Genomic DNA, 24,207 nt, shown 5'->3' with positions numbered 1-24,207 from the left:
TTGAGTAGTAAATTAGAAGTTACCGCATCGATTGTATTGTATAATGAAAATATTCATGAAGTTTCAAAAGTTGTACAAAGCTTTTTAAATATTACAAAATCTAAGAAACTGTTTTTAATTGATAATTCTGAATCAGATACTCTTAGACGGCAGTTTGATCATCCTGAAATTGAATATGTTTTCAATAATAAAAATCTAGGCTTTGGTAAAGGACACAATCAAGTCCTGAGAAGTATTAAAAATTTCTCAAAATATCATTTGATTTTAAATCCCGACGTTTCCTTTGAAGCAGAAGGACTTTTGAAGTTAATTGATAAATTAGATTGCCAAATGAATATTGCCATGATTGCCCCTAAAGTAGTTTTCCCTGACGGGGAACAGCAATATACTGCGAGGAAATATCCTTCACTTTTAGAGCTGGTTTTTAGAAGATTAAATTGGTTTAAAAACTATACTTCAAAAAAAGAATATAAAAATGAGGATCTTTCGCGCCCGTTGTATCCTGACTTTATTCATGGATGTTTTATGTTATTTAAAACTGAAGACTTCGTAAGAATTGGTGGCTTTGATGAACGCTATTTTCTCTATATGGAAGATGTTGATATTTGCAAAAAAATAGATCAATTCGGGAAGAAAAAATTATACTATCCTTATGTTCAAATAACCCACATTTTAAAGAAAGAATCTTCTAAAAGCATCAAGTTATTTTTTATTCATTTGAACTCAAGTATTAAGTATTTTAAAAAATGGGGATTTAGATAAAGAACCCATTTTCTGAATGTATATTTGCATTCAAACCAATGTAAAATGAACATCCTTATTTTAGGTTCAGGAGGTAGAGAGCATGCCTTTGCCTTGAAACTCTCTCAAAGCCCACAAGTTGACGAACTATATGTAGCTCCTGGAAATGCAGGAACAGGAGAGGTAGCAACTAATTTAGCGATCAATCCAACAGATTTTAATGCAATCAAAAAGGGGGTTTTGGCACATAAAATTGATTTAGTTGTCGTAGGACCTGAAGCGCCTTTGGTAAATGGCGTTCATGACTTTTTTCTATCTGATAATAAATTGAAAAAAACACCAGTGATCGGTCCAAAAAAAGATGGAGCATTGTTAGAGGGGAGTAAAGATTTCTCGAAACAATTCATGCAAAAATACCAAATACCAACGGCAAAATATCAGTCTTTTACTAGCGAAACACTTAAAGAGGGTTATGCTTTTTTAGAAACAATGAATCCTCCTTATGTATTAAAAGCAGATGGCTTAGCAGCTGGAAAAGGGGTGCTCATTTTAAACTCTTTACAAGAGGCAAAATTGGAGCTTAAGGATATGCTCACAAACCAGAAATTTGGAGAAGCTTCATCAACTGTAGTAATTGAAGAATTTCTTGATGGTATTGAGCTTTCAGTTTTTGTATTAACTGATGGAAAAAGCTATAAAATACTACCATCTGCCAAAGATTATAAACGCATTGGCGAAGGCGACACAGGTCTTAATACAGGTGGTATGGGAGCAATTTCGCCCGTTCCTTTTGCAGATGACATCTTTTTAAACAAAGTAGAAGAACAAGTTGTAAAACCAACAATTGAAGGTCTACAAAAAGATGAAATTGACTACCGTGGCTTCATTTTTATTGGTTTAATGAATGTTAAAGGAAATCCTTATGTTATAGAGTATAACGTGCGCATGGGAGATCCCGAAACGGAAGTAGTATTACCACGAATAGAATCAGATCTTTTTGAGCTGTTTGAGGGTGTAGCTAACCAAACATTAGATGAGAAATCATTTAAGGTAAACCTCAAAACAGCTACCACCGTGATGTTGGTTTCAGGAGGATATCCTGAAACTTATGAAAAAGGTAAAGAGATTACCGGCCTAGAAAATGTTAAAGATTCTATTGTTTTTCATGCTGGGACAAAGCAAGATGATGATAAAATAGTTACCAATGGCGGTCGGGTCATGGCTATTACTTCCTTGGGAGATTCAATAGAAGAAGCCTTGAAAAAGTCGTACAAGAATATTGAAAAAATTTATTTTGAAAAGATGAATTATCGTACTGATATAGGCCTTGACTTGACTTAATCCTTTTTTCAAATTAGAACACAATATTTTTAAATAAATTGTCCCCTTGAAGGGACTTTAGGGGTGTTTTTATATGGGAAAAGATAAAAAGATAATTGTAGCACCGTTAAACTGGGGATTAGGTCATGCCACACGTTGCATTCCCATTATTAACTCACTACTGCAGAATAATTTTTCTTCCATAATCGCTTCAGATGGTTCCGCACTGAAATTATTGAGAAAAGAATTTCCTACACTTGAATACCTAGAATTACCATCTTATGATATAAGATATGGAATGAATTTAAAGGCTAATTTATTAAAGCAAGCTCCAGAAGTTTTAAAAGCAGTAAAAAAGGAAAAAAAAGTCATTGAGCAATACCTGACAACTGATAAAGACGTTGTTGGTATTATTTCAGATAACAGATTTGGTGTTAGAAGTAAAAAAGTACCGTCAGTTTATATAACGCACCAGCTAAATGTACTTTCTGGATGGGCAACTTTTATAACCAGCAAAATACATCAATCTGTTATAAAAAAATTTGATGAATGCTGGGTTCCTGATCAAGAAGGAAGCACTCTCTCGGGTAAATTAGTAGTGGAAAAAGAAGAATTTCCAGTTCCGATTAAATATGCCGGTGTTTTAAGTAGATTTAAACGAGAAGAGCGTCCATTAAAAAATGACACTTTAATTATACTTTCTGGCCCTGAGTCAAACAGAACTCATTTAGAAGAAAAGCTTTTAAAAGAGTTTGAAAGTTATAATGGAAAAGTAGTTTTGATACAAGGAATTTTGGAAGAGAAACAGAAGATTTCTAAGCACGGTAATATTACATTATATAATTACCTACTTTCAACTGATTTAGAGAAGGAAATCAACCAGTCAGAATTGATTATTTGCCGCTCAGGATATTCTTCTATAATGGACCTAGCGGTTTTAGGGAAGAAAGCATTTTTTATTCCAACAAAAGGTCAAAGCGAGCAAGAGTATTTGGCAGAATATTTGAAAAATAAACGAATAGCTCCTTATGTTGATGAAAATAAGTTTAATATAAAACTTTTAGAAGAGGTCAATTCTTACAAGGGCTTTAAAGCCTTAAGCACACATTTTGATAGCAGTCTACTGAATCTTTTCAAGGGTGAACGAAAACACTGAGCCAACTCCATAATTGCTTTCTACAAAAACCTGCTGCTGATGTACTTCTATAATATGTTTTACTATTGAAAGTCCGAGACCTGACCCTCCTTGTTCTCTTGATCGACTTTGATCTACCCTAAAAAAACGTTCAAATAAACGAGACTTGTCGTGCTCTTTAATCCCCTCACCATTATCTTTCACATAAACTATGATCTGAGAGTCATTATAGTTTTTTATACTTATGGTAGTTTGCCCAAAGCTTTTACCATATTTAATAGAATTCTCCACTAAATTGATCAGTACTTGTTCAATCCTATTTAAATCAGCCTTTACCAAAATAGGAACAGTATATGTTTTGTCAAAAGCCAAGGTAATATTCCGCTTTTTGGCCTTTATTTCCAGTAAATCAAATACACTCTGAATAAGGTCAACAATATCAACGGTATCAATTTCCAACTTAAAATTACCTGATTCTAATTTAGAAATCATGTCTAAGTCTTTTACCACATCAATCAACCGCTCTACGCCTTTATTAGCACGTTTTAGATATTTATCTCGTACAGACTTATCCTTCACAGCACCTTCTAAAAGCGTAAGTATATAGCCCTGTACAGTAAAAAGAGGGGTTTTTAGTTCATGAGAAACGTTTCCCAAAAATTCTCTTCTGTATTCCTCACGTATCTGTAACATTTCAATCTCTAATCGTTTGTCTTCAGCAAACTTTTTCACTTCTTTTGATAGTGTTTCCATGTCAGAAGTTATAGCTTTCTTGCTAAGTTCACTTACATCCAACAAGCTTACTTCATCATAAATATTCTTTACACGTTTATAGATGAATTTTTCTACACGAAACTGAATTATAAAAAAAGACAGAATGAAAAAAGTTAAAGAAACTGATATACTAAAAGGAAAGTGAGGAGACTGATAAAAAAAATAAGAAAAAGAGCTTATTAAAATAAAAGTCAATACTGCTAAAAAAGAAGAGGATTTAACGGCAAATCTATATGATTTTTTGACCTTCATTAAGCGTTGAATTTATAGCCAACGCCTTTAACAGTTTTAAAGTATTCGTCTCCTATTTTTTCTCTTAATTTTCTTATGTGAACATCAATAGTTCGTCCACCAACAACCACATCATTTCCCCACACAGTTTCTAAGATAGTTTCTCTTTTGAATACTTTTCCAGGCTTGGAAGCTAGCAACGCTAATAACTCAAACTCTTTTCTGGGGAGGGAAATTTTCTCTTTGTTTTTCTGAACGAAATACTCATCTCTATTGATAGTGATGTTGCCAACCTTCGCAATATTTTCTATTTCAGTAGTACTTTTCTTTAATCTACGTAGAAGCGATTTTACTTTACTAACAAGAACCTTGGGTTTTACGGGTTTTGTAATATAATCATCAGCTCCAGCATCAAATCCTGCTACTTGTGAATAGTCTTCACCTCTAGCCGTGAAAAAAGCAATAATTACATCTTCCAAACCTTTAGTTTCTCGAATCTTTTCACAAGCTTCAATACCGTCCATTTCGGGCATCATTACATCTAATAGAATAAGATGCGGATTAATGTTTTTAGCAGACTCAACAGCTTCCAATCCGTTAGAAGCAGTAAAGATTTGATAGCCTTCATTTTGTAGGTTATATCCTACAATTTCTAGAATATCAGGTTCATCATCAACCAATAGAATCTTAATGTCTTTTTTCTTCATTTATAATTTTTAGCTTACCAAAAATAACTATTAAATCAATTAGGTTAGCAAACTTAACAATTTGATAATACCATGCAAAAAAGGAAAAAATTCTACGATAAGTGCCTCATTATGTGAATAATTTAACAGAATGGTTTACTTTTTGTAGTATGATATTTTATAATTTTGCACTTAAGTACAAAATGTAATATCTAATATTAATGATAAAAAATTACGTTACTTTTTTATTTCTTTTCCTTACAGTCTTTTTGTTTGCTCAAGAAGATAAAGAAGAACGTATTGATGAGATTAATACAAACACTCAGGTTAAAAATCAAAAAATTTTAGATTTAAAAGTTTTTCCTAATCCAATTAATGATGGTATTTTAAGAATAAAAACTCCTAATAAATCTGAAAAAACACTTCGTATTTTTGATGTGTTGGGGGAACAGGTTTTTTTCAGAAAAATTTCTACGGAGCACGTGAGTATTTCAAACTTAAAACCAGGTATTTATATTTTGAGAGTATCAGAGTTGGGTAAAATCGCTTCAAGAAAGCTAGTGATACGTTGATTTTGTTACTGCTTAAATAATTTATTTCAAAGCTTCTTTTATAAAAACTTTTCTATATTTAATCTATGCTTGATAAGATTAACTTAGAAAATATTCTGTTTTTAGACATAGAAACAGTGCCAGAAGTTGCTTTATATTCAGATTTATCAGAGGAAAAAAAGGAACTTTTTGCTTTAAAGACTCAATATCAACGAAAAGACTCAATATCAGCTGAGGATTTCTATGGAAGAGCTGGCATTTGGGCTGAGTTTGGCAAAATTATCTGTATTTCAGTTGGATATTTTGTTTCTCTTGAAGGAGAAAGAAGCTTTAGGGTGAAATCTTTGTCAGGCGATGAAAAAGAACTTTTGTTAGAATTTAAAAAACTATTAGAAAATCATTTTAACAAATCTTACCATCTTTTATGCGCACACAATGGTAAAGAATTTGACTTCCCATATATAGCAAGAAGAATGGTCATTCAAGATATTCAATTACCTTCAAAACTGAATCTATTTGGCAAAAAACCATGGGAGGTAGCACATTTAGACACCATGGAACTATGGAAATTTGGAGATTATAAGCATTATACATCGTTGCGATTGCTTACCAATATTCTAAATATTCCTTCTCCTAAAGAAGATATAGACGGAAGTGATGTTGCCAGCGTGTATTATGAAGAAAATAATCTTGAGAAGATTATTCAGTACTGTGAAAGAGATACAGTTGCTGTGGCACAATTATTATTGCGATTTAATAATTTAGAGCTATTGAAAGAAAATGAAATCGTATCAGTTTAGGGATTTTTGTCATTCCTGCGCAGGCAGGAATCCAGAAATATAAAGTAATGCAATGCAATTCTGAAATAAATTCACAATGACATAGCATATTAATCTACCAACTTGTTTACCCTTCCAATTTCATTGAAAGTTCTAACCAGCGCTCTTCTTTTATTTCAATTTCATATATAATTTCTTCGAGCTTCTTGGAAGTTTCAGCTATTTTTTCTGGAGTTATCATGTTGTTTGAAAACTGTTGCTCAATAGCATTTTTATTTGATTCAAGCTTCGAAATTTCCTTTTCTAAATTTTGAAACTCTTTGTTTTCATGGTATGATAACTTTCCTTTTTGTAATGTTTTTACACGTGAGTCTTTTTTCTTCTCTTTTAGAAAACCCTCTTTTGGCTGAGAATCTTCATAAATGCGGTAGTCAGAATAGTTTCCAGGAAAGTCGGTCACAACTCCATCTTTTTCAAAAACAAACAAATGATCTACAATTTTATCCATAAAATAACGATCATGCGAAACAACCAATAAATTCCCAGGATAGTCCAATAAGAAATTTTCTAAAACATTTAATGTCAGAATATCCAAATCATTTGTAGGCTCATCAAGAATTAAAAAATTGGGGTTTTGAATCAATACAGTACACAAATAAAGGCGTTTTTGTTCTCCTCCAGATAGTTTTTCAACAAAATCGTATTGTTTTTTCCTGTCAAATAAAAAACGTTCTAGTAATTGACTTGCTGAAATCTTACGCCGCTTCGTTAGAGGTATGTATTCACCAAACTCCTTTATAACATCAATAACTTTTTGACCTTCTTTTATGGTAATTCCTTTCTGTGTATAATATCCAAACTTTACAGTTTCGCCAACAATAACTTTTCCTGAATCAATATTTAAGCCACCAGTAATAATATTTAAAAAAGTAGATTTTCCCGTACCATTCTTTCCAATAATACCAATGCGTTCACCACGCTTAAAAACATAATCATACTTATGAAGCACAATTTTTTCACCATAGTTTTTTGACACATTATGTAATTCAAGAATCTTACTCCCCAATCGTTCAATGTTCATTTCCAGCAGCACTTCATGATCTTTCCTACGTTGATGCGCTCTTTCTTTTATTTGGTAGAAATCTTCAATTCTAGACTTTGATTTTGTAGTTCGAGCCTTAGGTTGCCTTCGCATCCAATCAAGCTCTTTTTTAAATAGATTTTTAGCTTTGCTAATAGTAGTTTGTTCCAGAGCCAATCGTTCTTTTTTTTTCTCTAAATAATAAGAATAATTACCTTTATAAGTATATAAATTGCCTTGATCTAATTCTATTATTTCGTTACACACGCGCTCCAGAAAATAACGATCATGTGTCACCATGAAAAGCGTAATTTTTTCCTTCTTAAAATAACTCTCAAGCCACTCAATCATTTCTAAATCTAAATGATTTGTTGGTTCATCTAATATTAATAGATCAGGTTTATTGATAAGGATAATAGCCAGCGAAAGACGTTTTCGTTGCCCTCCAGATAAATTCTTTATTTGTAATGAAAGATCATTTAATTGAAGTTTATAAAGTATCTGCTTGTACTGTGTTTCAAAGTCCCATGCATTATGCTGATCCATTAAATCGAAAGCTTTTTGGTAAACTTCTTCATTGTCAGGATCCTTTAAGGCATTTTCATATTGTTTAATTACTTCAAGAATTATATTATCAGAATTAAAAATGGCTTCCTCAATAGTGAGTTTTGTGTCTAAATTATCACGCTGCGCTAAATAGGAAATATGTAACCCTTTTCGGGAAACTATTTGTCCAGTATCTGGCAGATCATTACCAACAAGTATGTTTAAAATAGAAGTTTTTCCTGTTCCATTTTTTGCAACAAAAGCAATTTTTTGATCCTTATTAATACCAAAGGATATATCTTCAAATAAAATGCGCTCGCCAAACGCTTTTGATATATTTTCTACCGACACATAGTTCATAACACAAAGAAACTAAAAACCAAAGTAAACAGCTCGGGTTTTTATGATTAGATATTACCATTAATAACAATTATTAAGCGTATAGTTTTTAGAAGATTCAGAAATTACCTGTACATTTATTCCGTATTGATACTATTTAAAAAATGCTTGAAGTAAAAGATGTCTCTATCTCTTTCTTAACTGAAGAAAAACCAGTAAAGGTCATTCATAATATTGATTTTAAATTAGAAAAAAATCAAATTTTGGGTATTGTTGGTGAATCAGGTTCCGGGAAATCAGTTTCTTCGTTAGCAATTTTGGGATTGTTACCAAAAAATAAGTCTGAAATTGAAGGAGAAATCCTGTTTAATGGTGAAAATCTTACGTCTTATTCTGAAAAACAGTTTCAAGATATTAGGGGTAATAAGATTTCAATGATATTTCAAGAACCTATGAGTTCTTTAAACCCAAGTTTAACTTGTGGTTATCAGGTTGCCGAAATAGTGCTACGGCATCAGACTATTTCAAAAAAAGAAGCTAAAGAGATAGTATTGAAACTCTTTGAAAAGGTAAAATTACCTAGAGTACAGTCTATTTATAAGCAATACCCACATCAGATTTCAGGAGGACAAAAACAACGGGTAATGATAGCCATGGCTATTGCTTGTAAACCTGATGTTTTAATTGCTGACGAACCAACCACTGCATTAGATGTAACTGTACAAAAAGAGATTGTAAGTCTATTGAAAGAGTTACAACAGGAAACCAAAATGAGTATTATTTTTATTTCTCATGACTTGTCTTTAGTGTCTGAAATTGCAGACGCGGTTATAGTTATGTATAAAGGTGAAATACTTGAACAAGGCGAAGCAAAAGTTGTTTTTAAACACCCGCAACATAATTATACTAAGGCACTAATCAATTCTAAACCTAGCTTAAATAAACGTCTAAAAGAATTGCCTACAGTAGAAAGCTTTTTAAAAAATGATATTAAAACTACTACGATTTCTGAAGCTGATAGAAGAAGTTCGCATGAGAAAATTTATACGCAGGAACCATTACTTGAAGTTAAAAACTTGAAAACGTATTTTAATTCTGATAAGACATTTTTTGGCAGAAAAAACACTGTTGTAAAAGCGGTAAATAATGTGAGTCTAAAGGTATATGAAGGGGAAACTTTAGGGCTTGTGGGTGAGTCTGGTTGTGGAAAAACGACTCTTGGACGCACTATAATGAACTTAGAAAATGCAACATCTGGTGAAGTAATTTATAAAGGACAAGACATTACGAAACTTACAAGTTCAGAGATTAAAAAACTCAGAAAAGAAATTCAATTAATCTTTCAAGACCCTTTCTCTTCTTTAAACCCAAGAATTCCAGTGGGCAAAGCTATTTTAGAGCCTATGAAAGTTCATAAACTATACAATTCAGATAAGGAACGAAAAGAGAAAGTATTGGAAATACTGGAGAAAGTTGGACTTACTAAAGAACATTTTAATAGATATCCACATGAATTTTCAGGAGGGCAACGACAGCGTATTGGAATAGCCAGAACCATTGTTCTACAACCTAAATTGATCATTTGCGATGAATCAGTTTCTGCACTTGATGTTTCTGTACAGGCACAGGTATTAAATCTCTTAAACCAGCTTAAAAGTGAGTATAATTTTTCTTATATCTTTATTTCACATGATCTAGCCGTAGTAAAATATATGGCTGACCAGTTAGTGGTAATGAACAAAGGCAAAATTGAAGAGCAAGGAGAGGCAGATGAGATTTATAGAGCACCAAAAACAAGCTATACGCAACAATTAATTGATGCCATTCCAAAGGGAATTTAAGCATATGAACCAATTAACTAAAGAAGAAAGACAAACTTTTAGGAGTTTATTATTTAAGCATCAAGACGGATTGGCAATCACCAATACTATTGCGAAATTAGATGAAAAAGGCATTTTTGATTACTTTAAGGAAAAAAGAAGTGTAACTATAAATGAAATAAAGGCTGAATTTCCTGAATTCCATACAGGATATCTGAATGTAGCTTTACGAAGTCTTGCCTCCCAAGGATTATTTGAATATGAGGTTAGTGGTGATACAGTTTCTTTAAAGATAACCCAGAAGTTTAATGAATTTGGCACATATAAAAATTTATATCTGTTCTTTGCTGAAGCATATTCTCCTCAGTTATTATTATTAAAAAGCAAATTTATCTCAGATTTCTCAATTGATTCTAAAATACTTCAATTATTCAATCAACTTCAGGAAATTCAACAAGAAAACACTAATGATCCTTACTATCAAGATGAAGTTTTAATTCATTTAGAAGGTGTTTTGTTATTACCTGTATTGGTGTATCTCAATTTTAATTGTGATTATAGTGACTTGGATGTTAATGAGGTCATAAGCTCTAATAGAAATTTAAAACTGTTTTTAGAGAATTTGAATCTTATAAAAGATGGAAAATTCACCAAAAAAGGACAGTTTTTATTTGAGAAGAGTTATGCTTATGGTGTAACTACTTCATACATGCCTATAATGGCAAATGTTCATGAGTATCTCTATGGTGATTTTCAAAAATATTTTGAACGTGATGAAGAGAACAATGAGCAACATGTTTTTAGAACAATTAATGTTTGGGGTAGTGGAGGCTCTCACAACTCTTATTTTAAAAAGATAGATAAAGTTCTATTAGACATTTTTAATCGTCCTTTAGACGAACAACCAAAGGGAATAATTGATGTAGGTTGTGGTAACGGTGCTTTGTTAGAACATATGTTTAATCTTATTTGGAATCAGACATCAAGAAGGAATGATCTTGATCAAAACAAATTGATTTTGATTGGCGCTGATTATAACAAGGAAGCATTGTTAAGTACACAGAGAAATTTAAAAAAAGCGGATGTTTGGGCAGAGGTTGTTTGGGGAGATATAGGTAATCCAGCTGAGATTGATGAAAAATTAAGAAAATTGTATGGCGTAGAACTATCAGACTTGTTGAACATACGCTCTTTCTTAGATCATAATAGACCATTTAATACTCCAAAACAAAAAAGTAAAGTAACATCAAGTTCAACAGGCGCATATGCTCACAGAGGAAAATTATTACACAACTCAGATGTTGAGCAAAGTTTAGTAGAGCATCTCTTAAAATGGAAACCCTATATTGAGAAACATGGATTGTTGGTTATTGAACTGCACACTATAGACCCTAAAATAGTTAGTATGAATTTGGGCAAAACACCTTGTAATGCTTATGATGTTACACATGGTTTTTCTGATCAATACATTGTAGAGGTAGAAACTTTTAACAAAGCCGTTAAGCAGGCTGGATTAAAAATTGATCAAGATCATTATTACCGCTTTCCTAATTCTGATTTGTCAACAGTAAGTATAAATTTGATCTCATGATTTTTACATCCCTAAAGTCCTCTCAAGGGGACAATTGTTATTGATAGCGTCCTGATAAATATAGGTACTATCAGGTAGGTGTTATTTAAACTCTGATTTAAAATTCTTTTGATAATCGGTCCATTGCTCCTTGGTTGTGACCGCTTTGTAATCATTTGAAGCAAATATTTTAAGGTAGATCTCTAATTGCTTGGGCTTGTAGAAGCCTCTAATAGGAGTCAATAGATCAGCATTTTCATCTAAAAATAAGACAGTAGGGTAGGCGGAAACGCCAAAATAAGAAGCTAATTCATGCTGGCTATTACGCCCTCTTCTAGAAGCATCAAAATTAGGATTAGAAAATGTTTTATTCTTGAATTTAATGTCACCATCACCTTCAGCATTAAACTTTACGGCATAGTAATTTTCATTCACATAATCTGCAACATCTTTATTTTGAAAAGTATGCCTATCTAGCATTTTACAAGGTCCACACCAATTGGTATACATGTCAACCATAATCTTACGAGGCTCCTTCTCTTGAGCAGCCAAAGCTTCTTCAACTGTCATCCAATTGATTTTTCCTTTTTGCGCAAATCCTAATGCGGACAATCCAATGGCAATAAATAACAATAATATTCTTTTCATCAAATCTCTTTTATCTTCTACAACAGACGCAAATAATGTGCCTAAATTACAAAAGAATTCCCGCTAGAGCAGGAATCTTTATAAAAAACGTACTGTAGTAGTATTTCGTATACTTATCGAACTCCGTGCATTAATTTTTTTAGAACAGGATTCAGTAGAATTGAAATAATTCCAACACCAATAGGAATTAATGTAAAGATCAAGAAGAAAGTACCCATTGAATATTGTTCTGATATTTTATCAATCATGCCTCCCATGGTTCCCGCAGCTTTTTGCCCAACGGCAATTGCCAAATACCAAACACCAAACATAAACCCAATCATTCTTGCAGGTACTAATTTGCTTAAATAAGACAGCCCAACAGGCGATAAGCATAATTCCCCCATAGTATGCAGCAAATATGCTACTATTAAAAAGATCATACTTACAGATGCTGTTTTTGCTCCTTGAGGAATGTCTGAGCTTCCATAGGATAAAAAGGCAAAGCCTAAGCCGAGTAATATCAATCCTAGTCCGTATTTCATGGCTGCGCTAGGGTTGTATTTACTTTCCCACCAACGCGAAAATAAAGGCGCAAGTGTTATGATAAAAAATGAATTCAGGATGCCAAACCAGGTTGCATCAATCTCAGCAGCATCAGCAGAAAACTTGTCATAAACTCTATACAAAACCAATGCCCAAATACCAACGAAAGCAATGGATAACACAATGTTTGAAAGCCCAATTTTAGAATATGTTTTGCTAAACAATAAATACAATACCCATGTGATAATTGCCAATGGCCCTATTGTTAAAATAGCATCTACAATCTTAAAAATCATACCGGAGGAACCAACTAATTCACGATTTGTGTAATCTCTAGCAAATAGCGTCATTGATCCTAATGATTGTTCAAAAAAAGCAAAGAAAAATACAGTGAATACACCAAAAATAGAAACCGCAATAATACGATCTCTTACAATTGGTATATATCGGGAAATTCGAGTTACTAATAAGATCAAAAACAAAATTAACGCTCCTAGTACTATAGCATTTGATCCGCTCAATCCGAACAATTCAAAAGGCACTAAACTTTTACCACCTATTTTTTCTAAAGGGTCATTAAATAGATAAATTAACCCACCAATTGAAGAAAGAGCAATTAATAACTTGTCAAACGTTGTAAACGGATTTAATTTTTCATTAGTCGTAGCATCTTGTTGCTCAGCTGGAGCTTCTTCATTAATATTTTGTGGAAGTTCAACTTCGTATTTTTTACTAGGTTTAGCGCCAATACTTCCAAATAGTGGGCCAGCCAACCAAAATTGAAGCATCCCGATTAGCATAAAAATGCCAGCTAAACCAAATCCATAAGACCAACCAAAGTTTTCTGCTAGATAACCACATAACATCATACCAAAAAAAGCACCTGCATTAACGCCCATATAGAAAATAGTATAAGCACCATCCTTCTTTTCTTCTTTGCCTTTATACATTTCTGATATAATTGATGCAATATTGGGCTTAAAGAACCCCGTTCCTATAACCAATAATGCTAAACCTGCATAAAATCCGAATTGCGTTTCTAATGCCATAGCACCGTGCCCTAAGGTCATAATCAAACACCCAATAACAACGGCTAAACGATATCCGGTAATTTTATCGGCGATCCATCCACCTACTATAGGAGTAAGATAAAGTAATGAAGCATATGTGCCTATTAAAGCCAAAGCATGCTCTCTGGGCCACTCCCAACCTGGGTTATCACTTACAAAAGGTGCTGTAAGAAATAATACTAATAAAATGCGCATTCCATAAAATGAAAAACGCTCCCACATTTCAGTAAAAAAAACTATAAATAGGCCAGCTGGATGACCCAAGACTTTGTCTTTAAATAAATTTTCTATATCGGTATTCATAAAAGTTATTTGAGTTAAAAAAGAAAGCCCTACTCAAAAGGGTAAGGCTTGGTTATATTTTATGATTCTAATTGTCTCCTAGTTCAAAGCCTTCAGCTTCTTTTGTGCTTAAGTCAGTTTCATTGTCCTCAGCACCATGGGTAAGGGCTTTTAGTTTTTTAAAGAAAACAAATACTAAAAGGGCAAATATTATACAGAAAATGGCAATACCGGTAAATACTTTAAATTCTCCAAATATAGAAGAGGACTCTCCTAGCAGTCCGGCAGCTTTATTTCCCAATCCTGTTGTTGCAAAATAAACCCCCATCATAATTGAGGCATATTTCGCAGGAGCTAACTTGGTTACAAAAGATAATGAAACAGGCGACAAGCATAACTCACCAACTGTATGGAATAAATAAGCCATAACTAACCAAATCATCATCGAGCTTCCGGTAGTGTCATATTGGTTTGCGGCCGCAGACATAAATAAAAAGCCTATACCAGTAATTCCCAAACCAATGATCATCTTAAATAAAGAAGACGCTTCCTTGCCTTTTAATTGTCTTTTGGCCCAGAATCCAGCGACACTAACCCCTAAAGTTATAATGAAAAATGAATTTAAAGATTGGAACCAAGTAGCTGGAACTTCCCATCCCATTAACATCCTGGTTGTTTTTTCTTTTGCGTAAATGTTCATCAAACCACCAGCTTGCTCAAACGCCGAGAAAAAAGCAATTATGAGTAAAAAAGAAATGAGCAGAACAATGACCCTATCTTTTTCAATTTTAGTAAGTGGTCTTTTATATGCTTCCTGATCTTCTACGTTATCTGATTTACCTAAGTAATTTCCTACATGAACAAGGTATTTTTGACCAGCTAAAAATTGAATTAAACCAAAAACCATTAGTATTCCTGCTAATCCAAAGCCATAATGCCAACCATGTACTTCACCAACATATCCTACTATCAGTCCGGATAAAAAGGCTCCAATATTAATACCGATATAAAAAATGGTAAACCCTTTATCTCTTCTAACATCGCCCTTTTTGTAAAGTCCCCCCACCATAGTAGAGATATTAGGTTTTAAACAACCAACACCAAGAATAATGAAAATAAGCCCCGTATAAAAAGCCCACATTTGCTCAATGGCAAGAACGCTATGACCTATTACAAGAAGAATAGCACCGAGAATTACTGATTTTTTTTGCCCTAGAAACTTATCCGCTAAAATTCCACCTGGAATTGACATAATATAAACTAAAGCAGTATACCAACCATAAAGCGATAGAGCTTCACCTTGGGTCCAACCAGCGCCTGGATTTAGATCTGTGGTTTTTGAAGTTAGATAGAGAACAAGAAGCGCTCTCATACCGTAATAAGAAAAGCGTTCCCACATTTCAGTAAAAAATAACACATATAAACCTACTGGATGCCCAAAAAGTTCTCTTTCATGTGGTTGTTTTGTAATTGTAGACATAAAATATTGGGGTTTTATTAATTTTTCATTTTTTGTTCAGTAGAAATGTCATTAGCTGCACCACCTAAATGCTCGTCTATAAAATCAGTCATCTTTTTATACAAGTGTAAGCGCGTATTTTTTCCTTTATAAATGCCATGCGCTCTATCAGGATATACAAAAAGATCAAATTGTTTATTAGCCTCTACTAGAGCATTAATCATTCTAGAAGTGTTCTGTACATGTACGTTATCATCTCCGGTACCATGTATAAGTAAATATGCACCTTTTAATTTATCTATATGATTAATTGGCGAATTATCATCATAGCCGCTTGCATTTTCTTGAGGTGTTTGCATATAGCGTTCAGTATACACGGTGTCATAAAAACGCCAAGATGTTACTGGTGCTACCGCTATGGCCATTTTAAAAATATCAGCACCTTTGGTAATTGCTAAAGAAGACATATAACCACCGTAGCTCCAACCCCAAATACCTATTCTGTCTTTATCTATAAAAGGTAACTTTCCTAATTCCTTGGCGGCTTCTATTTGGTCTTCGGTTTCGTATTTTCCTAATTCTTTATAGGTTACTTTTTTAAAATTGCGACCTCTATAACCAGTTCCCCTTCCATCAACACAAGCTATAATATATCCTTTTTCAGCTAACATTTCATACCAATAATCATTACCACCACCCCATCGATTTGCAACCTGTTGAGATCCTGGGCCAGAGTATTGATACATGAATAATGGATATTCTTTATTAGGATCAAAGTTAGTAGGTTTTATCATCCACGCATTAAGATCACCATTTTTGGTTTTTAGTGTAAAGAATTCTTTTTTAGAAGTATTGAATTCATTAAGCTTTTCAGATAGTGTTTTATTATTTATTATTTCCTTGAGTTGCTTACCAGATTTAGCATCATTTAACGTGTAGATATAAGGTGTGTTTGCGCTAGAGAACGTATTTACAAAATAGTTAAAACTATTGCTAAAGGCAGCACTGTTTGTTCCGCTATTTGAGCTTAATAATTTTTTATCTTTTCCATTTAACTTTATTGAAAAAACATTACGATTGATTGAGCCTCCTTCAGTAGATTGATAAAAAATTCTTTTAGAACTAGGATCATAGCCGTAATAACTAGTAACCTCCCAATTACCATCAGTAATCTTATTTTTTAATTTTCCGGAAGCATCGTAATGAAAGATATGGTTAAAACTATCTTTTTCACTTGTCCAAATAAAACTATTATCTTTTAAAAAAGTGAGATCATCAGTAATGTCTACATAAGCAGCATCTTTTTCGTTAAGAATCAAAGTTGGTTTCAGTGTATTTCCATCTACAAATAATAAATTCAGGTCATTTTGATGACGATTTAAAGTGATCACAGATAAGGTATTTGACTTATTTGTCCATTGAATCCTTGGTATGTAATACTGTGAAACACCTTCAAAAACAACTTGCTTATTAGTTTTGTCTTTTAAATTATACATATGCAAAGTAACCACAGCATTTTTCTCACCTGCTTTAGGATATTTGAATACTTGTTGTGTGGGATACAGGGCTTGCCCATAAATATCCATTGAGAATTCAGGAACTTGACGCTCATCAAAACGTAAATAAGCTATTTTATCAGAATTTCCATTCCACTGAAAGGCTCTTACAAACGCAAATTCTTCTTCATAAACCCAATCGGCAATTCCATTAATAATTTCATTCATCTTACCATCTATGGTTACTTGAACGGTAATATCACTAGCCAGATCTTTAGAATAAATATTGTTATTGTAAACAAAAGCAACTTTGCTTCCATCTGGAGAAAATATAGGTTCTTGAATTTTGTGTTTAGAAACTAGTTGAAGTTTTTTTGTACTTAAATCATATACATAATAAGTGCCTCGCGAAGAGTGACGATAAATCTGCTCAGAATCTGTACCTAATAATAGCTTAGTTTCACCTTTATTGAATTCATAGCTTTCGAAATACGGAATTTCTTCTAAATCTTTACTATTAACAATAGTTTCAATTTTCTCAAGCGTTTTATAATCATATTTATCTAAACTGGTGCTTTTGTCTTCTCTACTAAAATTTAGAATGGTGTAAAAATCACCTTTATCCATTGAATGAAAAGCATTCAAACGTTCGGCTCTAAAAGTACCTTTTGACCATATATCTTCTAAGGTGATATCTTTTTTTTGTGCAGTAAGTATTGCTGAAAAAATTAGAAATAGAAAGAGAAGTTTTTTCATTATCTAAATTATGAAATGTGAAAAAGTTTGCCAAGTTTACGGAAATTTCATCAAAAATCACTCCAAATACGGCATAAAATAGAGAGGATTCGCATTTTAGAATTCTTCGGTTTGAATAATTAGTATCTTTGATACGCTTTAAACAAACAGCAACATGACCAAAACCATTACCGGATTTTCAAAGCTTTCTAAAGAGGAAAAAATTAACTGGTTAACAGCCAATTTTTTTGACGAAGTAGAAGAAGCTGAAGCTACGCTTAAGAAATACTGGAATACAAATAGGGAGTTACAGCAATTGCATGATGAGTTTATAGAAAATACAATATCAAACTTTTATTTACCATATGGAGTTGCTCCTAACTTCATTATTAATGATACTGTGTATGCTGTACCTATGGCGGTAGAGGAGAGTTCTGTGGTTGCAGCGGCCTCGTTGGTTGCTAAATTCTGGAGTACCAGAGGAGGGTTTAAAACCGAAGTGCTTTCGACCAAAAAAACAGGGCAAGTACATTTTATGCACTCTGGGAGCGTTGAAGATTTACTTAACTATTTTAAGGAAATCAAACCTCGTTTGTTAGATGCCACCGATGCTATAACCAAAAATATGCGCAAACGCGGAGGAGGTATTTTAGATATTGAATTAAAGGATAAAACAGTTGAGCTTGACAAATATTATCAATTGTTTGTCACTTTTGAGACCAGAGATAGTATGGGAGCCAATTTTATTAATTCTTGTCTAGAGGCTATTGCCAAAACGTTTAGAAAAGATGGAATTGAAATCGTAATGAGCATTCTGTCAAATTATATTCCACAGTGTCTAGTGAGGGCTGAAGTAAGATGCCCAATTGAAGAATTAGGAGAAAATGCCCATGTATTTGCTCAAAAGTTTTACCAGGCAGTTCAGATTGCACATATAGAGCCCTACAGAGCAGTTACACATAATAAAGGTGTTATGAATGGCATTGATGCTGTTGTAATGGCTACCGGTAATGATTTTAGAGCAGTAGAGGCTGGAGCACATGCTTATGCATCTAAGGATGGACACTATAGAAGTTTAACACATTGCTCTATTAATGATGATATTTTTAGATTTTGGATAGAAATTCCATTGGCATTAGGAACAGTTGGAGGATTGACAGCCTTACACCCATTAGCCAAGTTGTCATTACAAATGTTACAGAATCCAACAGCCAAAGAATTGATGCAAATAACGGCCGCAGCTGGACTCGCTCAAAATTTTGCTGCATTACGCGCATTGATTACAACCGGCATTCAAGAAGGACACATGAAAATGCATTTGCAGAATATCTTAAATCAATTAGGCGCAAATGAGCAAGAGAAACAACAACTCATTGAGCATTTTAGAAAGAACCTTGTTACACATAATGCTGTGGTTAAAGAATTCGAAAAAATTAGAGTTAAAGCTTGATAGTACTTCATTATATCCTGATAAAAACATTCTATCCATACCCTTAGACTTTTCACTTTAAAGTTTTTATCTTTGGTCTCCTTTCAATCAACAAAGGAAGAAAAACGAAGTTTAATCTATAAAAACATACAAAATCATGGCTTTTGAATTACCAAAATTGGGCTACGAATATGATGCTTTAGAACCAAATATTGATGCAAGAACAATGGAAATACATTATTCTAAGCATCATGCGGGCTATACTAATAAATTAAATGCAGCCATTGAAGGTACTGACCTTGATGGAAAGTCTATTGAGAATATATTAACTAATCTTAACATGGATAATAAAGCTGTTAGAAATAATGGTGGTGGTTTTTACAACCACGGATTGTTCTGGTCTGTAATGAACCCTGAAGGAAAAGGATATCTTTCAGGTGAATTAAAAGATGCCATTGAATCTGCTTATGGTTCTGTTGATGCGTTCAAGGAAAAATTTGCAGCCGCAGCGGCTACACAATTTGGCTCGGGATGGGCGTGGTTGTGTGTTCATAAAGGAGGGAAAGTAGAAATATGCTCAACACCAAATCAAGATAATCCACTAATGCCGGGTGTAGGTTGTGGAGGCCAACCTATTTTAGGAATTGATGTTTGGGAACATGCATATTACTTGAACTATCAAAACCGCCGTCCTGATTATATTCAAGCATTTTTTAATGTAATTAACTGGAATGAGGTTGAAAGACGTTATGCAGAAGCTAAATAGCAGTATCAGTACTGTTTAGCCGGTAACATACAATAAAAATCATTTGAAATTGCCTGAAATAATCTTTCAGGCAGTTTTGTTTTAAAGAATATCAAGTCAAGTGTCAAAAAAAAACATAGCACTTATCGCAGCGTTTGTTGTAGCCATTATTTATGGCATGAATTACGTAATTGCTAAGGAAGTAATGCCTACTTATGTTAAGCCGTATGGTTTTATTTTAATTAGAGTATTGGGTGCAACTATTTTATTTTGGCTGATTGGTCTTTTTGTAAAAAGTCAGCAAATTGAAAAACAGGATTTAGGTAGGATAGCACTTGCGGCACTTTTCGGTGTTTGTATGAATATGTTGGCTTTTTTTAAGGGGTTAAGCATGACAAGTCCAATTAGTGCTTCGGTTATTATGGTAACTACACCAATCTTGGTATTAATACTTTCTGGCATTATTTTAAAAGAGCGTATTACTTCTATAAAGGTTTTGGGTATTTTAATCGGTTTAACAGGCGCAGTTTTATTAATTGCTTATGGTAAAAGTGTTGCGGCAGGGGATCGACCTATTTTAGGTAATGCTTTAATTTTTGTAAACGCCACTTCTTATGGATTGTATCTAATCATCGTAAAAAAGTTAACAACTAAGTATAAAGCAATTAGCTTGATAAAGTGGTTGTACTTATTCGGACTTATTATGGTCATTCCTTTTGGCTTTTCAGAGTTACAGGAGGTGGAGTGGCAGAGTATTCCTAATAATATCTATTTTAATATAGGTTTTGTTGTGTTTTGCACTACTTTTTTGGCTTATCTGTTAAATCTTTTTGCTTTAACAACATTAAAGCCTACTACATTAAGTGCATTTATTTATTTGCAACCTTTAATTGCCTCATTATATGCCCTATTGATGAAGTCTGATGTTTTGAATACAGTAAAAATTATTGCAGCATTGTTGGTATTTATAGGCGTGTATTTAGTAACAAAAAGCAATACAAAACCTCATAAAACAGACGCAAAAAAGTTAAGTGACTTGTAAGGGATAATTTGATTAAATTAGCCTAATTTTTAACTACCTCTATGATACAATCTATGACCGGTTACGGTAAGTGCATTATTCAATTACCGAGAAAAAAAGTTACAGTTGAAATCAAATCACTTAACAGTAAAAATCTTGATCTCAATGTTAGAATACCTGCTGTATATAAAGAAAAAGAGTTGTTTATCAGAAAAGGATTATCGAATAAATTGGTTCGGGGTAAAATAGAGTTTTCTATCTATGTTGAGGTAACTAGTGAACAAACTACAACCACAATTAATAAACAAATAGTCAATAATTATATTGATCAGCTTAGAGATATTGCAGAAACCTCCACAGAAAGTACTTTAGAAATAGCGATGCGACTTCCAGATGCTTTGAAGACAGAAAGAGAAGAATTAGATGATCAAGAATGGAAGGCTATTGAAAAAGGAATTCAAGAAGCTTTAGCGGAAATTATGGACTATCGCAAAGATGAAGGAAAATCTTTAGAGCAAGATTTTGAAAAACGCATTAAAAATATTCAGGCACTTTCGGCTCAAGTTTTAGAAATTGATAAAGATAGAATGGATTACATGAGAGCGCGTTTGCAAAAATCTATAGAAGACCTTAAGTCTGAAATAGATCAGAACCGGTTTGAGCAGGAACTAATTTATTATTTAGAAAAACTGGATATTACAGAAGAAAAAGTGCGTTTAAAAAATCATTTAGAATATTTCTTGCAGGAACTAAATAGTGCTGACTCTAATGGCAAAAAATTGGCATTTATCTCTCAAGAGATAGGTAGGGAGATCAATACTACAGGATCTAAATCTAATTATGCTCCTATGCAAAAGGTAGTAGTTCAAATGAAAGACGAATTAGAGAAAATAAAAGAGCAATTGTTGAATGTTTTATAGGTTCTTTTGAAAGAAAAGCAAAGTGAAAAACAAACTAATTAGTTTGTTTTTACATTTAAAAATCTAATAATCAAAGTATTAAAAAAAATAATTAATTAATTTTAACACTAAATAGTATTTTAGGCTATTTTAATGAAATCAATAGAAAAGTCAAATAAAAAGAAAGGAAAACTAATCGTTTTTTCGGCTCCATCTGGCTCAGGAAAGACCACAATCGTAAGACATTTATTGGGCTTAAATCACTTAGATTTAGAGTTTTCTATTTCGGCTACATCACGAAAAAAAAGAGGAAAGGAAGTTGATGAAAAAGATTATTATTTTTTATCTACCAGAGAGTTTAAAGATAAGATTAAAAATGATGAGTTTTTAGAGTGGGAAGAGGTCTATAGAGATAATTTTTATGGCACTTTAAAAACGGAAGTAGAACGTATCTGGGCCATGGGTAAGCATGTTATTTTTGATATAGATGTGGTTGGAGGCTTACGCATCAAAAAGAAATTCCCTGAAGAAACATTAGCAGTTTTTGTAAAACCGCCTAGTGTAGATGAACTGAAAATACGTTTAAAAAAACGAAAAACTGAGAGTGAAGATAAGATCAATATGCGTATTGCCAAAGCTTCTGTTGAGATGGCTACAGCCCCACAATTTGATAAGATTATTAAAAATTATGACCTTAACGTAGCTTTAGAGGAAGCAGAAAATCTTGTGGCGAATTTTATTGGTGTTACTGATGAGAAAGAAGAAAAAGAACGTTAGTAAAATTATATGTCGCCCAGAGCAGAATTGTAAGGTCTAGTAATGAAGAACATCGGACTTTATTTTGGTACTTTTAACCCTATTCATATAGGTCATCTAGCTATTGCCAATCATTTAGTTGAATTTTCTGACTTAGATGAAGTTTGGTTGGTGGTAACGCCACACAATCCTTTTAAAAAGAAGGCTTCGTTATTAGATGATCATCACCGTTATCAGTTGGTGCAAATAGCTGTTGAAGATTACCCAAAGCTAAAAGCTTCGAATATTGAGTTTAAGCTACCTCAACCCAATTATACTATTAATACATTGATACATATTTCAGAGAAACACCCAGATTATCACTTTAATTTGATTATGGGAGAGGATAATTTACCTACTTTCCACAAATGGAAAAACTATGAAGAGATTCTTGAATATTATGATATTTATTTATATCCTAGAGTATATGAGGATCGAGTTAAAACCACACAGTTTGATGATCATCCTAAAATACATAAAGTTGACGCCCCTATTATGGAAATTTCTTCTACTTTTATACGTAAATCCATTGCCAAAAAAAGAGATATTCGCCCTTTACTACCCTACAATGTCTGGCAATATCTTGATGAAATGAATTTTTATAAAAAGTAAAAAAGTAAAGAGTTTTACTTCTTTAAGTTTACATTATATTTGCGATTAAGCATGTATGGCAAAAAAGAAGGAACAGAGCAAATTTAAAGAAAAACTCACCTATAAGTATAGGTTGGTAGTATTGAATGAAGACACCTTTGAAGAGCGTTTTTCATTCAAACTCAACCGTTTAAATGTCTTTGTGTTTGGTGGTATTTTAACTATTTTATTAATAGGGCTTACCACTATGTTAATTGCTTTTACTCCTCTACGTGAATACATCCCTGGCTACTCATCTTCTAAATTAAAAAAGCAAGCATCAGATTTGGTATATAAAGTTGACTCTTTAGAGCAAGAATTGACGATAAATGATGTTTATATCAATAATATTCGTGAAGTACTGACAGGTAAGGTTAAAGATGTTTCTGTAAATAAAGACTCTATTATAGAACAGATGCGAATTGAAGATGCGGATTTAAAACCCTCAGAAACTGATTCATTGTTTAGAATCGATGTAGAACGTCAGGATCGTTATAGCGTATTTGAAGCAGCCACTAAAAAAGCCGATATTGTATTTTTTACACCTATAAAAGGGCAGATCACTGACACCTATAATCCGCAAAAGAGGCACTATGCTATTGATATAGCGGTAGAAAAAAATACGCCTGTAAAAGCAGCAGCAGATGGTACAGTAATTTTCACAGGCTTTACTGCTGATACTGGCTTTGTGATCATTTTAGAACACCCTAAGAACTTCATTACAGTATATAAGCACAATGAAGTATTGCATAAAGAACAAGGAGATCTGGTAAAAGCAGGTGAAGTAATTGCCAGTGCAGGTTCTACCGGTACGTTAACTACTGGTCCGCATTTACATTTTGAATTGTGGAATGATGGCTATCCGGTAAATCCGTTGAATTTTATAGACTTTGAATAGTA

General features: G+C 33.0%; 21 protein-coding genes. 14 read left to right on the top strand and 7 right to left on the bottom strand.

Going from position 1 to position 24,207, the window contains the following annotated elements:
* The 3 genes from AC1EU5_RS00875 to AC1EU5_RS00865 all read left to right on the top strand — a co-directional run bounded on the left by AC1EU5_RS00875 (position 1) and on the right by AC1EU5_RS00865 (position 3,217).
* On the top strand, positions 1–762 hold the full coding sequence (locus AC1EU5_RS00875) for a glycosyltransferase family 2 protein (protein ID WP_480190452.1): 762 nt from the start codon (positions 1–3) through the stop codon (positions 760–762).
* 45 nt (positions 763–807) lie between these two features.
* The gene (gene purD, locus AC1EU5_RS00870) at positions 808–2,082 is read left to right on the top strand and encodes a phosphoribosylamine--glycine ligase (RefSeq protein WP_480190451.1); all 1,275 of its coding nucleotides are present in this window, start codon (positions 808–810) and stop codon (positions 2,080–2,082) included.
* 73 nt (positions 2,083–2,155) lie between these two features.
* The gene (locus AC1EU5_RS00865) at positions 2,156–3,217 is read left to right on the top strand and encodes a glycosyltransferase (RefSeq protein ID WP_480190450.1); all 1,062 of its coding nucleotides are present in this window, start codon (positions 2,156–2,158) and stop codon (positions 3,215–3,217) included.
* Here AC1EU5_RS00865 and AC1EU5_RS00860 read toward each other — a convergent pair.
* Positions 3,182–4,222 carry a sensor histidine kinase gene (locus tag AC1EU5_RS00860; RefSeq protein WP_480190449.1) on the bottom strand — a complete coding sequence of 347 codons (1,041 nt, stop codon included), beginning with the start codon at positions 4,220–4,222 and terminating at the stop codon, positions 3,182–3,184. The two genes, AC1EU5_RS00865 and AC1EU5_RS00860, sit on opposite strands and share 36 nt — an antisense overlap.
* Positions 4,222–4,908 carry a response regulator transcription factor gene (locus AC1EU5_RS00855; protein ID WP_480190448.1) on the bottom strand — a complete coding sequence of 229 codons (687 nt, stop codon included), beginning with the start codon at positions 4,906–4,908 and terminating at the stop codon, positions 4,222–4,224. The genes AC1EU5_RS00860 and AC1EU5_RS00855 overlap by 1 nt, the downstream gene beginning before the upstream one ends.
* A gap of 200 nt (positions 4,909–5,108) precedes the next feature.
* On the opposite strand from AC1EU5_RS00855, the gene AC1EU5_RS00850 reads away from it, so the two are divergent.
* Together AC1EU5_RS00850 and AC1EU5_RS00845 are read left to right on the top strand one after the other, a co-directional pair.
* Positions 5,109–5,459: a T9SS type A sorting domain-containing protein gene (locus AC1EU5_RS00850; protein ID WP_480190447.1), complete on the top strand. Its 351-nt coding sequence runs from the start codon at positions 5,109–5,111 to the stop codon at positions 5,457–5,459.
* A gap of 65 nt (positions 5,460–5,524) precedes the next feature.
* Positions 5,525–6,238 (top strand): 3'-5' exonuclease, encoded by a 714-nt coding sequence (locus AC1EU5_RS00845; RefSeq protein ID WP_480190446.1) that lies wholly within the window; start codon positions 5,525–5,527, stop codon positions 6,236–6,238.
* 106 nt (positions 6,239–6,344) lie between these two features.
* Here the strand turns inward: AC1EU5_RS00845 and AC1EU5_RS00840 are convergent, their stop codons facing one another.
* Positions 6,345–8,204, bottom strand: coding sequence for an ABC-F family ATP-binding cassette domain-containing protein (locus AC1EU5_RS00840; RefSeq protein ID WP_480190445.1), 1,860 nt, complete (start codon positions 8,202–8,204; stop codon positions 6,345–6,347).
* A 143-nt stretch (positions 8,205–8,347) separates the two neighbouring features.
* Here AC1EU5_RS00840 and AC1EU5_RS00835 point away from each other — a divergent pair, with 143 nt between their 5' ends.
* Entirely contained in the window at positions 8,348–10,024 is a 1,677-nt protein-coding gene (locus AC1EU5_RS00835; protein WP_480190444.1) for an ABC transporter ATP-binding protein, read from the top strand.
* 4 nt (positions 10,025–10,028) lie between these two features.
* On the top strand, positions 10,029–11,594 hold the full coding sequence (locus AC1EU5_RS00830; protein ID WP_480190443.1) for a class I SAM-dependent methyltransferase: 1,566 nt from the start codon (positions 10,029–10,031) through the stop codon (positions 11,592–11,594).
* 81 nt (positions 11,595–11,675) lie between these two features.
* Here AC1EU5_RS00830 and AC1EU5_RS00825 read toward each other — a convergent pair whose 3' ends face one another.
* The 4 genes from AC1EU5_RS00825 to AC1EU5_RS00810 all read right to left on the bottom strand — a co-directional run bounded on the left by AC1EU5_RS00825 (position 11,676) and on the right by AC1EU5_RS00810 (position 17,809).
* Positions 11,676–12,221, bottom strand: a complete 546-nt coding sequence (locus AC1EU5_RS00825) for a thioredoxin family protein (RefSeq protein WP_480190442.1) — start codon at positions 12,219–12,221, stop codon at positions 11,676–11,678.
* Between the two features lie 113 nt (positions 12,222–12,334).
* Positions 12,335–14,119 (bottom strand): peptide MFS transporter, encoded by a 1,785-nt coding sequence (locus tag AC1EU5_RS00820; protein WP_480190441.1) that lies wholly within the window; start codon positions 14,117–14,119, stop codon positions 12,335–12,337.
* 67 nt (positions 14,120–14,186) lie between these two features.
* Positions 14,187–15,578 (bottom strand): peptide MFS transporter, encoded by a 1,392-nt coding sequence (locus AC1EU5_RS00815; protein ID WP_480190440.1) that lies wholly within the window; start codon positions 15,576–15,578, stop codon positions 14,187–14,189.
* A 17-nt stretch (positions 15,579–15,595) separates the two neighbouring features.
* On the bottom strand, positions 15,596–17,809 hold the full coding sequence (locus AC1EU5_RS00810; RefSeq protein ID WP_480190439.1) for a S9 family peptidase: 2,214 nt from the start codon (positions 17,807–17,809) through the stop codon (positions 15,596–15,598).
* A gap of 154 nt (positions 17,810–17,963) precedes the next feature.
* On the opposite strand from AC1EU5_RS00810, the gene AC1EU5_RS00805 reads away from it, so the two are divergent.
* From AC1EU5_RS00805 to AC1EU5_RS00775, 7 genes are all read left to right on the top strand, one after another.
* Entirely contained in the window at positions 17,964–19,238 is a 1,275-nt protein-coding gene (locus tag AC1EU5_RS00805; protein WP_480190438.1) for a hydroxymethylglutaryl-CoA reductase, degradative, read from the top strand.
* 136 nt (positions 19,239–19,374) lie between these two features.
* A complete protein-coding gene (locus tag AC1EU5_RS00800) occupies positions 19,375–19,983 on the top strand; it encodes a superoxide dismutase (protein WP_480190437.1) in 609 nt (202 codons plus the stop codon).
* Positions 19,984–20,083: 100 nt separating this feature from the next.
* Positions 20,084–21,004, top strand: coding sequence for a DMT family transporter (locus tag AC1EU5_RS00795; RefSeq protein WP_480190436.1), 921 nt, complete (start codon positions 20,084–20,086; stop codon positions 21,002–21,004).
* 41 nt (positions 21,005–21,045) lie between these two features.
* A complete protein-coding gene (locus tag AC1EU5_RS00790) occupies positions 21,046–21,903 on the top strand; it encodes a YicC/YloC family endoribonuclease (RefSeq protein ID WP_480190435.1) in 858 nt (285 codons plus the stop codon).
* Positions 21,904–22,035: 132 nt separating this feature from the next.
* Complete coding sequence (gmk, locus tag AC1EU5_RS00785; protein ID WP_480190434.1) at positions 22,036–22,659, top strand: guanylate kinase; 624 nt, start codon at positions 22,036–22,038, stop codon at positions 22,657–22,659.
* Between the two features lie 42 nt (positions 22,660–22,701).
* Positions 22,702–23,289: a nicotinate (nicotinamide) nucleotide adenylyltransferase gene (nadD, locus tag AC1EU5_RS00780; RefSeq protein ID WP_480190433.1), complete on the top strand. Its 588-nt coding sequence runs from the start codon at positions 22,702–22,704 to the stop codon at positions 23,287–23,289.
* Positions 23,290–23,344: 55 nt separating this feature from the next.
* On the top strand, positions 23,345–24,205 hold the full coding sequence (locus tag AC1EU5_RS00775) for a M23 family metallopeptidase (protein WP_480190432.1): 861 nt from the start codon (positions 23,345–23,347) through the stop codon (positions 24,203–24,205).
* Positions 24,206–24,207 lie beyond the last annotated feature (2 nt).

It is taken from the genome of Maritimimonas sp. 2405UD52-3, assembly GCF_056591715.1.
Note: the sequence above shows the minus strand (reverse complement) of the source record. Positions and strands in the feature narration are given on the sequence as shown.

Excerpts from the sequence above, each read along its gene's own strand:
- AC1EU5_RS00805 (WP_480190438.1), top strand. The coding sequence starts at position 17,964 with ATGACCAAAACCATTACCGGATTTTCAAAGCTTTCTAAAGAGGAAAAA.
- AC1EU5_RS00825 (WP_480190442.1), bottom strand. The coding sequence starts at position 12,221 with ATGAAAAGAATATTATTGTTATTTATTGCCATTGGATTGTCCGCATTA.
- AC1EU5_RS00810 (WP_480190439.1), bottom strand. The coding sequence starts at position 17,809 with ATGAAAAAACTTCTCTTTCTATTTCTAATTTTTTCAGCAATACTTACT.
- purD (WP_480190451.1), top strand. The coding sequence starts at position 808 with ATGAACATCCTTATTTTAGGTTCAGGAGGTAGAGAGCATGCCTTTGCC.
- AC1EU5_RS00835 (WP_480190444.1), top strand. The coding sequence starts at position 8,348 with ATGCTTGAAGTAAAAGATGTCTCTATCTCTTTCTTAACTGAAGAAAAA.
- gmk (WP_480190434.1), top strand. The coding sequence starts at position 22,036 with ATGAAATCAATAGAAAAGTCAAATAAAAAGAAAGGAAAACTAATCGTT.
- AC1EU5_RS00865 (WP_480190450.1), top strand. The coding sequence starts at position 2,156 with ATGGGAAAAGATAAAAAGATAATTGTAGCACCGTTAAACTGGGGATTA.
- AC1EU5_RS00855 (WP_480190448.1), bottom strand. The coding sequence starts at position 4,908 with ATGAAGAAAAAAGACATTAAGATTCTATTGGTTGATGATGAACCTGAT.
- AC1EU5_RS00820 (WP_480190441.1), bottom strand. The coding sequence starts at position 14,119 with ATGAATACCGATATAGAAAATTTATTTAAAGACAAAGTCTTGGGTCAT.
- AC1EU5_RS00845 (WP_480190446.1), top strand. The coding sequence starts at position 5,525 with ATGCTTGATAAGATTAACTTAGAAAATATTCTGTTTTTAGACATAGAA.
- AC1EU5_RS00815 (WP_480190440.1), bottom strand. The coding sequence starts at position 15,578 with ATGTCTACAATTACAAAACAACCACATGAAAGAGAACTTTTTGGGCAT.
- AC1EU5_RS00850 (WP_480190447.1), top strand. The coding sequence starts at position 5,109 with ATGATAAAAAATTACGTTACTTTTTTATTTCTTTTCCTTACAGTCTTT.
- AC1EU5_RS00790 (WP_480190435.1), top strand. The coding sequence starts at position 21,046 with ATGATACAATCTATGACCGGTTACGGTAAGTGCATTATTCAATTACCG.
- AC1EU5_RS00830 (WP_480190443.1), top strand. The coding sequence starts at position 10,029 with ATGAACCAATTAACTAAAGAAGAAAGACAAACTTTTAGGAGTTTATTA.
- AC1EU5_RS00840 (WP_480190445.1), bottom strand. The coding sequence starts at position 8,204 with ATGAACTATGTGTCGGTAGAAAATATATCAAAAGCGTTTGGCGAGCGC.
- AC1EU5_RS00800 (WP_480190437.1), top strand. The coding sequence starts at position 19,375 with ATGGCTTTTGAATTACCAAAATTGGGCTACGAATATGATGCTTTAGAA.
- nadD (WP_480190433.1), top strand. The coding sequence starts at position 22,702 with ATGAAGAACATCGGACTTTATTTTGGTACTTTTAACCCTATTCATATA.
- AC1EU5_RS00860 (WP_480190449.1), bottom strand. The coding sequence starts at position 4,222 with ATGAAGGTCAAAAAATCATATAGATTTGCCGTTAAATCCTCTTCTTTT.
- AC1EU5_RS00775 (WP_480190432.1), top strand. The coding sequence starts at position 23,345 with ATGGCAAAAAAGAAGGAACAGAGCAAATTTAAAGAAAAACTCACCTAT.